This window comes from Pseudoalteromonas sp. C8 (assembly GCF_011378685.1).
GTDB lineage: Bacteria > Pseudomonadota > Gammaproteobacteria > Enterobacterales > Alteromonadaceae > Pseudoalteromonas > Pseudoalteromonas arctica.
In genome coordinates this window covers 1-221 of sequence record NZ_WTKT01000083.1, presented here as the reverse complement: position 1 = coordinate 221, position 221 = coordinate 1, and the positions used below count along the sequence as shown (strand labels likewise).

Here is a 221-nt window from a genome sequence, read left to right as displayed (position 1 = left end):
GGCCGCGAGCACTCCACTAATCATAAATGCGAGCCCAAGTATAACCTGCCACAATGTGACACCGCTAGATAACTCTACACCATCGACAATAGTAACTTGTTGCCAAAGTACAATGTCTTCAACAATGCCTAATGCGGGTAAAATGGGTTTCCAGACAAACCACAAGCAAACCATAAACAGTAATCTGGTGACCCAGAGTATAATTGCTCTGCTTTGACGAA

Annotated in this window: 1 protein-coding gene; it reads right to left on the bottom strand. The window is 43.9% G+C overall.

Going from position 1 to position 221, the window contains the following annotated elements; all coding sequences use genetic code 11:
• Positions 1 to 204, bottom strand: a 204-nt coding sequence (locus GQR39_RS20130; RefSeq protein ID WP_346774505.1) for a hypothetical protein, incomplete at its 3' end; no start/stop codon positions are given.
• Positions 205 to 221 lie beyond the last annotated feature (17 nt).